Origin of the sequence: Arsenicibacter rosenii (genome assembly GCF_001870735.1) — a bacterium.
In the GTDB taxonomy this organism is placed as follows: domain Bacteria; phylum Bacteroidota; class Bacteroidia; order Cytophagales; family Spirosomataceae; genus Arsenicibacter; species Arsenicibacter rosenii.
Genome location: NZ_MORL01000066.1, coordinates 1 through 4,366, shown reverse-complemented (window position 1 = coordinate 4,366; position 4,366 = coordinate 1). Strand labels below are relative to the sequence as shown.

Here is a 4,366-nt window from a genome sequence, read left to right as displayed (position 1 = left end):
GCGCACCACCTCATGTCGCCCTCGGTAGAAATCCGGGCGATCATTGGTTCGCACCTGAGCGTTAAGGATGGTTTCGATCCGTCGGCCACGCAGGCGGATAATGCCGTTAAAAAGGCAAAGGAAGTGCTTCAGGTAATGAACATCAGCAAAGCGATTCCGGTGCTTGCAGGGTCAAACGTGGCAATGCCGGATGACAGCACGCCGGTAAAAAGCGCAGCTGTGAATTTTATCATTCAGGAAGCGTTGCGGACCGATACGAAACAGCCTTTGTATGTGGTTTGCGGGGCGGGGCTGACCGAAATCGCTTCAGCGTTGCTGACCAATCCGGACATTGCCGGTAAACTGACCTTAATCTGGATTGGCGGGCCCGAATACACAGACCTGGCACCGCCGCCGCCGAACTATACGGAGGTGGAATATAACCTCAATATCGACCGGGCGGCGGCGCGGGTGGTATTCAACAAATCGACCGTAGCGCTTTGGCAGGTACCCCGGAATATGTACCGGCAATGCCTGTTTTCGTACGCGCAGCTACTGACGAAAGTGAAACCACACGGCAAAACCGGTGCCCATCTGAGCGGAACGCTGGAGATGCTGATGGCTCGTATCCAGCGGTTCTTAAACATCGGGGAAATGTATGTGCTGGGCGATAGTCCGCTGGTGCTGCTGACAGCGCTGCAATCGTCATTCGAAGCCGATCCGTCGTCGAGCCAGTATGTGGTCCGGCAGGCACCCCGGATTAACGGGGCCGGAACGTATGCGTATAACCATGCCGGCCGGCCAATCAGGGTGTATACCCATCTGGACACGGGCCTGATGTTTGCCGATTTTATTGCCAAACTAGAATTAATGTACCCTTAAGGCCTATTTCATGGGAGAATTAACCACTGTTGCCCCGAATTCTACGGCTCAGGCGAACCTGGACGTTTTTTCGGCAACCCTTCAGCAACTCGCCGAAACGGACCGTAATCTGCTGGTCGTCACCAGTGATTCGCGTGGATCGGGAAAGCTGGTGCCGTTTGGTCAGCGATTTCCGAAACAACATATTGAGATCGGCATTGCCGAACAGAATCTGGTTGGCGTGGCTGCTGGTCTGGCCTCGACCGGCAAAAATGTGTTTGCCGTTTCGCCGGCCTGCTTCCTGACGGCCCGTTCCTTTGAGCAGATCAAAACGGATGTCTGCTACTCCAACAATCCGGTCAGACTGATTGGTATCAGTGCGGGGGTGAGTTATGGGGCATTGGGATCTACCCATCATAGTCTGCATGATTTTGCCGCTTTGCGGGCCGTGCATAACCTGACTATTGTTGCCCCTGCTGATAATGTTGAAACGGAACAGGCCATCCGTCAGGCGGCGGCATCGGAAACGCCGGTTTATCTGCGGTTCGGCAAAAAAGCCATGCCTTTGTTGTCAGACGATCAGTCGTTTACCCTCGGTAAGGGCCGTGTAATCCGGGACGGCCATGATCTGATCCTGATCGGAACCGGCGAGACTGTTTACCCGGCCTTGCAGGCAGCCCGCTGGCTGGAAGACCGGCATCGCATCAAGGCAACGGTGGTTAGCATGCATACCATCAAGCCACTGGATTATACCCTGCTGGCGACCCTTGCCGCAAAAGGAGTACCGATGATCACCGTTGAGGAGCATAGTGTATTCGGGGGGTTAGGCGAGGCTTGTGCTTCTTTTCTGATCCAGAACGGCTATCGCAATCGCTTCAGAATTATGGGTATTCCCGATGAATATACCGTCACGGGCTCACAGGCCGAGATCTTTACCCACTACGGGTTGACAGAAAAAGGCATCGCGGCCGAAGCGCTGAACCTGTTGGCATAGCCTGAAACCTATTCCTTCCTGAACCTATATGCAATTCCGAACCCTGAATGTAGTATTCCTCTGCTCTGTACTGTTGCTGCGTACGGCAGAGGCACAGTTGCCGGAGCAAAAGCTGCGCGTGATGGTCCTGACGGACATTGAGAATGAGCCCGACGATGCCCAGTCGCTGGTGCGGTTTCTGACGTATACCAGCCATTGGGATGTTGAAGGACTCATCGCTACAACTTCGGTACACCAGCGCAACCGGATTGCCCCGGAGCGCATCCGCCGTATTGTGGAAGCCTATGGGAAAGTGCGGCCGAACCTGCTGCAACACGAGAAAGGTTATCCCGAAACAGCGCATCTGTTATCCTTAATTAAGTCGGCCGTACCGCGTTATGGCATGGCTGCGGTGGGGGAAGGGAACGATTCGGAAGGGTCCGAACACCTTATTGCCACCGTTGATAAGCAGGATAGCCGGCCCGTCTGGGTAACGGTCTGGGGTGGGGCCAACTGCCTGGCGCAGGCACTCTGGAAGGTGCGGCAGACGCGCTCGCCGGAGGCAGTAGACCGGTTTGTGGCCAAAATCCGGGTATATACCATTTCGGATCAGGATGATAGCGGTCCATGGATTCGGAAAACCTTTCCGAATCTGTTCTACATCGTAAGTCCCGGCGTTCATTACAAAGGAGCCTACCATTATTCAACCTGGCGGGGGATTAGCGGTGACCGGTTTACGCGTGGCTTCGACGGGGCAGACTCCACCCTTGTTTCGAATCGCTGGCTGGATGAGCATATCCGGCAGAACCACGGCCCCCTGGGAGCCGAACACCCACATACGGATTTTATCATGGAAGGAGACACCCCGTCGTTTCTCGGACTGATCAACAACGGCCTCAGTGAACCGGAACACCCGGATTATGGCAGCTGGGGTGGCCGGTACGAGTTGTATACCCCAAGAACGCGCAAGTGGTTTTCAGAGCCCGAAACGCGGCCAATCTGGACGGATGCGGAAGACGAAGTATTGGGCATCGACGGTGCGTGGCACAACAGCAACAAGGCCACGATCTGGCGCTGGCGTCAGGCATATCAGAACGATTTTGCCGCCCGGATGGATTGGTGCGTAAAGTCGTACAAAGAGGCCAATCACCCGCCGGTTGCGCGGTTGGGGCATCCGGCAACCTTAACGGCCAGGGCGGGAACACCGATAACCCTCAGTGCCAACGGGTCAACCGATCCGGATGGTAACCAGCTCAGTTATTCCTGGATTCTGTATTCAGAACCGGGTACGTTTCTGGCCAGCCGCATACCGGCTGTACCCAATAACCAGCAGCAGGAAACAACCTTTACTGCCCCCAAAGTAGAAAAGCCCGAGACAATTCATTTCATTCTGGCGGTTACGGATAACGGTGTGCCGGCTCTGACCCGTTACCAGCGGGTTATCCTGACCGTTTTACCCTGATCGTTTCGGAATGTGTTCCTAAACCCTGACGCATATGCCCCTTTTTTTTGGTCAAAAACGAATAGCATTTTTCGGGTTAATTTTTGTGCTGTTGCTGAGCGCCTGTCAGCAGCAGGAATCAGGAACGGGTAAGCCAAAGAAAATGGCCGTCATCGTGTCCACCCTCAATAATCCGTGGTTTGTGGTCCTTGCCGAAACAGCCGCGGCGGAGGCAAAAGCGCTGGGGTATGAAGCGAAAATTTTTGATTCCCAGAATAACAGCTCGCTGGAAGCCGATCATTTTGAAAACGTCATTGTTTCGGGCTTTGAGGCAATTTTGCTGAACCCGACCGACTCAGACGGCTCGATTGTAAATGTCCGGAAAGCAAAAGCCGCCGGTGTGCCCGTGTTCTGCATGGACCGCGAAGTAAATGCGTCCGATGCCGCCACATCACAGATTTTATCCGATAACTATTCCGGTTGTGTGGCCATCGGCGAATACTTTGTACAGACGCTGAACCGGAGCGGGAAGTATGTGGAAATCCTCGGGCTCGTGGGTGACAACAATACCTGGAACCGCTCCAAAGGTTTTCACAGTGTGGTTGACCGCTATCCGGGCCTGAAAATGGTCGCGCAGCAAAGTGCTGATTTTGACCGGAACAAAGCCATGGATGTGATGGAGTCGATGCTGCAGGCGCAGCCCGATATTGATGCCGTTTTTTGCGGCAATGATGCCATGGCACTCGGTGCCTACCAGGCACTGGTGGCGGCCGGCAAAGATAAATCCGTCGGGGTGTTTGGTTTCGACGGGGCGGACGATGTGATGACCTCCATCGGTGAGCGGAAAATCAGGGCTACCGGCCTGCAATCGCCGCAAACCATGGCCAAAACGGCTGCACAGTACGGCGATGCGTATCTGAAAGGCAAACGTGATTTTGCACAGCGCGTTCCCGTAGCCGTTGAGCTCATTACCCAACAGAATATCAGCGACTATCAAACGCCGGCCAACTAGATGAACAAACCCTTGCGATACCTGCTGGCGATTGCCGCACTTGGCCTGGTTGGCTACAACTCGGTCTATATCAAAAAACTGGATGAGGTTAAAAAAGGAG

4 protein-coding genes are annotated in these 4,366 nt (G+C 54.5%); all 4 read left to right on the top strand.

What is annotated here, in order from left to right; translation table 11 throughout:
* The coding region (locus BLX24_RS29520; RefSeq protein WP_071506812.1) for a nucleoside hydrolase at positions 1 to 861 on the top strand (861 nt) is incomplete at its 5' end.
* A 10-nt stretch (positions 862 to 871) separates the two neighbouring features.
* Positions 872 to 1,834: a transketolase family protein gene (locus BLX24_RS29515; RefSeq protein ID WP_071506811.1), complete on the top strand. Its 963-nt coding sequence runs from the start codon at positions 872 to 874 to the stop codon at positions 1,832 to 1,834.
* Between the two features lie 28 nt (positions 1,835 to 1,862).
* The gene (locus tag BLX24_RS29510) at positions 1,863 to 3,275 is read left to right on the top strand and encodes a DUF1593 domain-containing protein (protein WP_071506810.1); all 1,413 of its coding nucleotides are present in this window, start codon (positions 1,863 to 1,865) and stop codon (positions 3,273 to 3,275) included.
* A 34-nt stretch (positions 3,276 to 3,309) separates the two neighbouring features.
* Positions 3,310 to 4,266, top strand: coding sequence for a D-ribose ABC transporter substrate-binding protein (locus BLX24_RS29505; protein ID WP_071506809.1), 957 nt, complete (start codon positions 3,310 to 3,312; stop codon positions 4,264 to 4,266).
* Positions 4,267 to 4,366: the final 100 nt, after the last annotated feature.

What these genes read in the sequence shown, in the direction of transcription:
- BLX24_RS29515 (WP_071506811.1), top strand. Translation starts at nt 872, where the DNA reads ATGGGAGAATTAACCACTGTTGCCCCGAATTCTACGGCTCAGGCGAAC.
- BLX24_RS29510 (WP_071506810.1), top strand. Translation starts at nt 1,863, where the DNA reads ATGCAATTCCGAACCCTGAATGTAGTATTCCTCTGCTCTGTACTGTTG.
- BLX24_RS29505 (WP_071506809.1), top strand. Translation starts at nt 3,310, where the DNA reads ATGCCCCTTTTTTTTGGTCAAAAACGAATAGCATTTTTCGGGTTAATT.